The following is a 3904-nucleotide window of genomic DNA, read 5'->3' on the forward strand; positions in this document are numbered from 1 at the left end:
CGAGGGTTGCCCTCCTGATATCGTCATCACCGTTTGCGACAAGGCTGCCGGTGAAGCTTGCCCGGTATATTTCGGCCCTGCACTGAAATCGCACTGGGGGCTTGAGGATCCGTCCGATGTCGTGGCTGACGAAGCGTCGATCGACGCTGCATTCCACGCCACCCTGGCCCGCATCGAGTTGCGCTGCCGGGCGTTCCTCGCTCTTCCTTTCGACATCCTTGGCCGCGACCAGCTCAAACGCGAGCTGGATCGCATTGGTGCTCTCTGAGCAGGAGGAAACATGTCCGAGCAACTGCCTAATCTCGATCTCTCGCTGTTCGACCTGCCGCCAGCTGAAATCCCTGCCAGCGCGCACAAGCCGCGCATCCTGTTGCTATATGGGTCGACCCGCGAGCGCTCCTTCAGCCGCTTGCTGGTAGAAGAAGCAGCGCGCCTGCTGGAGCACTTCGGCGCCGAGACGCGTCTGTTCAATCCCTCTGGCCTGCCGCTACCTGACGACGTGCCGGTGGAGCATCCCAAGGTGCAGGAGCTGCGTGATCTGGTGCTGTGGTCGGAAGGCCAGGTCTGGTGCTCGCCGGAGCGTCACGGCGCAATGTCTGCCGTGTTCAAGGCCCAGATCGACTGGGTTCCCCTGGCGCTTGGCGCCGTGCGCCCCACCCAGGGCAAGACACTGGCGGTGATGCAGGTCTGCGGTGGCTCGCAATCGTTCAACGTAGTCAACCAACTGCGGGTGCTGGGCCGCTGGATGCGCATGTTCACTATCCCCAACCAGTCGTCGGTGCCCAAGGCCTATCTGGAGTTCGATGACGCAGGCCGCATGAAACCGTCGGCGTACTACGATCGCGTGGTGGACGTCATGGAAGAACTGGTGAAATTCACCCTGCTGTTACGTGATCGCCAGCAGTTTCTGGTGGATCGTTATTCGGAACGCAAAGAAAGCGCCGAACAGCTTTCCATGCGTGTGAACCAGCGCTCGATCTGAGGCGAAGTATGGGAACACATGACCAGAAACCTGAACACGCTCATCTCCCGTCAGTCAGTTAAGCCATTGGGGCTGCGCAGCAGCCCCTTTGGCCTTGACTGACTGGCATTAGCGCACGGGGGGCATGGGTTCGATCAAATCACCTTGAACTGGTGGGTACCATCGCGTTCAAGTTGTGCGATCAAGCCTGAGCTGAAGGCCCAGGACGCCCCCTGACCAGGATTAGCGCTGGGTGGCTGAGCCTGCGCTGTTAGCAGACACTGCTCCTCGCCTGCACCACACACCCCAACTCAAGCCCAGCACAGCCGCCACCACCGACGCGGCCAGAACCCCGAGTTTCGCCGCCCCTAGTGAACCAGGGTCGACGAAGGCAAGGTTGGCGATGAAAATCGACATGGTGAAGCCGATGCCGGCCAGCAGCCCGACCAGGGTAATGCTGCGCCAGTTGACCTCGGCGGGAAGCACGCACCAGCCCAACCGGACCATCAGCCAACTGACGCCGACGATGCCCACGGGTTTGCCAGCGACCAGCGCGGCAACGACGGCGATCATGACCCACTGGGGGCCCTCGGCGGACAGGTCGACACCCGAGAGGCTAACTCCGGCATTGGCCAGGGCAAATACCGGCATGATGCCGAAGGCGACCCAAGGGTGCAGGGTACCTTGCATGCGCACCACCGGCGGTACCAGTTCGCGCTGGGCCAGGCGCAGCCGTTTCAACGGGTCCATAAGGTCGCTGGCGTCCTGCTCAGGCGACTTGGCACGCCCCAGCAGTTCTCCGGTGAAGCGGGTAATGGCATCCAGCGGGCGCTCACGCATCGGCATTGCCTTGACCGGAGTCATCAGGCCCAGCACAACGCCAGCGAGGGTAGGGTGGGCTCCGGTCAGTAAGATGCCTAGCCAGGTGATCACACCAGGAATGAGGTAGGCGTAGGCAGAACCCACACCCATCTTCTGCAGCCCGATCACCATCAACAGACCGATTGCCGCAACGCCGAAACCGCTGTAATCAAGGCCGCCCGAGTAGAAGAAGGCGATGATCAGCACGGCAATGATGTCATCGATGATTGCCAGAGCGAGCAGAAACACCCGCACGTTCGATGGGATCGACTTGCCGAGCAGCGCCAACACACCTACTGCAAAGGCGATATCCGTAGCCGTCGGCACAGCCCAGCCTTGTTGCTCTGCCGGCGCGTGGCCAAAAGCCAGGTAGAGCAGGGCGGGTACCGCTACGCCGCCGAGGGCGGCAGCCATGGGCAGCGTGGCTTGGCGCAAGCTGGACAGTGCGCCCTCGTGGATCTCGCGACGGATCTCCATGCCCACGACCAGGAAGAAGATGGTCATCAAGCCATCATTGATCCAGAAGTGCAGTGACTGCGAATAGACCAGCGAGCCCACGCCGATCGTCAAGGGGGTATGCCAAAGGGCTTCATAGCTGTCTGCGGCCGGAGAGTTCGCCCAGATCAGGGCAGCCACAGCGGCAACCAGCAGGACAATGCCGCTGACCGCTTCGATGTGCAGGAAACGCTCAAGGTTGGCGAAGGCACGCTCGGCCAGTGCCTGGACGCGAGGCAATTCTGTGTTATGCATAGGCGCAAGTACTCCCGCATGGCGGCCCGACCTGCGCTGTTCTTTAACCTGCCCCCCTGCACTATGCAGTTGGCACCCGTCGGCTAGTGTACCGAACAACCGCCTTCAAATGAAAAAAAACTGGGGCTTCCAGTCCCAGGCGGCACGGTGGTGATTTGAGATTTTTTCCTGCGAACGTTAGGGTTTATGTTGGTTTCGAGCCTATGGAGCTAGGCAAGCGGGTAGTTACCGACCTGCTAGCCTTGGGAAATGTCGGCGTATTCAGGCGCGCTGTGCACATCGCCTTACAAGGAGAACTGCCGTAATGACTGCAGCCCCCAAACCGAGGAGCACCCTCAACCCACCCGTCTTCTACAGCAGCGCAATCCTCATCTTTCTTCTGGTCTTGTACGCCACTGCATTTCAGGAGCACGCCCAGACGCTCTTCGAGCAAGTCCAGCAATGGATCATCACCAATGCCAGCTGGTTCTACATTCTCACTGTAGCGCTGGTGTTGATCAGTGTGGTGTTTCTGGCCGTGAGCCGTTACGGCGATATCAAGCTGGGCCCGGACCACAGTGAGCCGGATTACCGCAAGAGCAGTTGGTTTGCCATGCTGTTCTCGGCTGGCATGGGGATCGGCCTCATGTTCTTTGGCGTGGCCGAGCCGGTCATGCACTTCACCACGCCGCCCGTAGGTGATCCCGGCACCGTTGCCGCGGCCCGTGAAGCGATGAAAATCACCTTTTTCCATTGGGGCCTGCATGCCTGGGCAATCTACGCCATCGTCGCGCTCATTCTGGCCTATTTCAGCTTTCGCAACGGCCTGCCCTTGACCTTGCGCTCGGCGCTCTATCCGCTGATCGGCGAGCGGATTTACGGCCCTATCGGGCATGCCGTCGATGTTTTCGCCATTCTCGGCACAGTGTTCGGCGTGGCGACCTCGTTGGGTTATGGGGTATTGCAGATCAACAGTGGTTTCCACTATGTGTTCGGTTTGCCGGTAAACACTACCGTGCAAGTCACCCTCATCGCCGCCACCTGCGCATTGGCGACGCTCTCGGTGGCCAGCGGTCTGGATAAAGGGATTCGCATCCTCTCCGAGCTCAACCTGAGCCTGGCGGTTATCCTGATGCTGTTCGTGCTGCTGCTAGGGCCCACGGTGTTCCTGTTGCAGACCTATGTACAGAATACCGGCGCCTATCTGTCCGACATCGTCAACAAAACCTTCAACCTCTACGCGTATGAGCCTACTGACTGGATCGGTGGCTGGACCTTGTTGTACTGGGGCTGGTGGTTGTCCTGGTCGCCGTTCGTGGGCCTGTTCATCGCACGTATTTCTCGAGGCCGGAC

The 3904-nt window shown here is 60.3% G+C and carries 3 protein-coding genes and 1 pseudogene; 3 read left to right on the forward strand and 1 reads right to left on the reverse strand.

Translation table 11 applies throughout. The features are described 5' to 3' along the window. Positions 1-268 (forward strand): annotated as a pseudogene (locus HP547_RS27740) (arsenate reductase ArsC); the annotation flags it as partial. Positions 269-280: 12 nt separating this feature from the next. Beyond that, a complete protein-coding gene (arsH, locus tag HP547_RS27745) occupies positions 281-982 on the forward strand; it encodes an arsenical resistance protein ArsH (protein ID WP_172223189.1) in 702 nt (233 codons plus the stop codon). Between the two features lie 222 nt (positions 983-1204). Here arsH and nhaA read toward each other — a convergent pair whose 3' ends face one another. Beyond that, positions 1205-2572, reverse strand: a complete 1368-nt coding sequence (gene nhaA, locus HP547_RS27750) for a Na+/H+ antiporter NhaA (RefSeq protein ID WP_172223193.1) — start codon at positions 2570-2572, stop codon at positions 1205-1207. 304 nt (positions 2573-2876) lie between these two features. Between nhaA and HP547_RS27755 the strand changes: the two genes are divergently transcribed. Then, a partial coding sequence (locus tag HP547_RS27755) for a BCCT family transporter (RefSeq protein WP_172288642.1) occupies positions 2877-3904 on the forward strand: 1028 nt, incomplete at its 3' end.

It is taken from the genome of Pseudomonas sp. CM27 (assembly GCF_013179515.1).
GTDB lineage: Bacteria > Pseudomonadota > Gammaproteobacteria > Pseudomonadales > Pseudomonadaceae > Aquipseudomonas.

Excerpts from the sequence above, each read along its gene's own strand:
- nhaA (WP_172223193.1), bottom strand. The coding sequence starts at position 2,572 with ATGCATAACACAGAATTGCCTCGCGTCCAGGCACTGGCCGAGCGTGCC.
- arsH (WP_172223189.1), top strand. The coding sequence starts at position 281 with ATGTCCGAGCAACTGCCTAATCTCGATCTCTCGCTGTTCGACCTGCCG.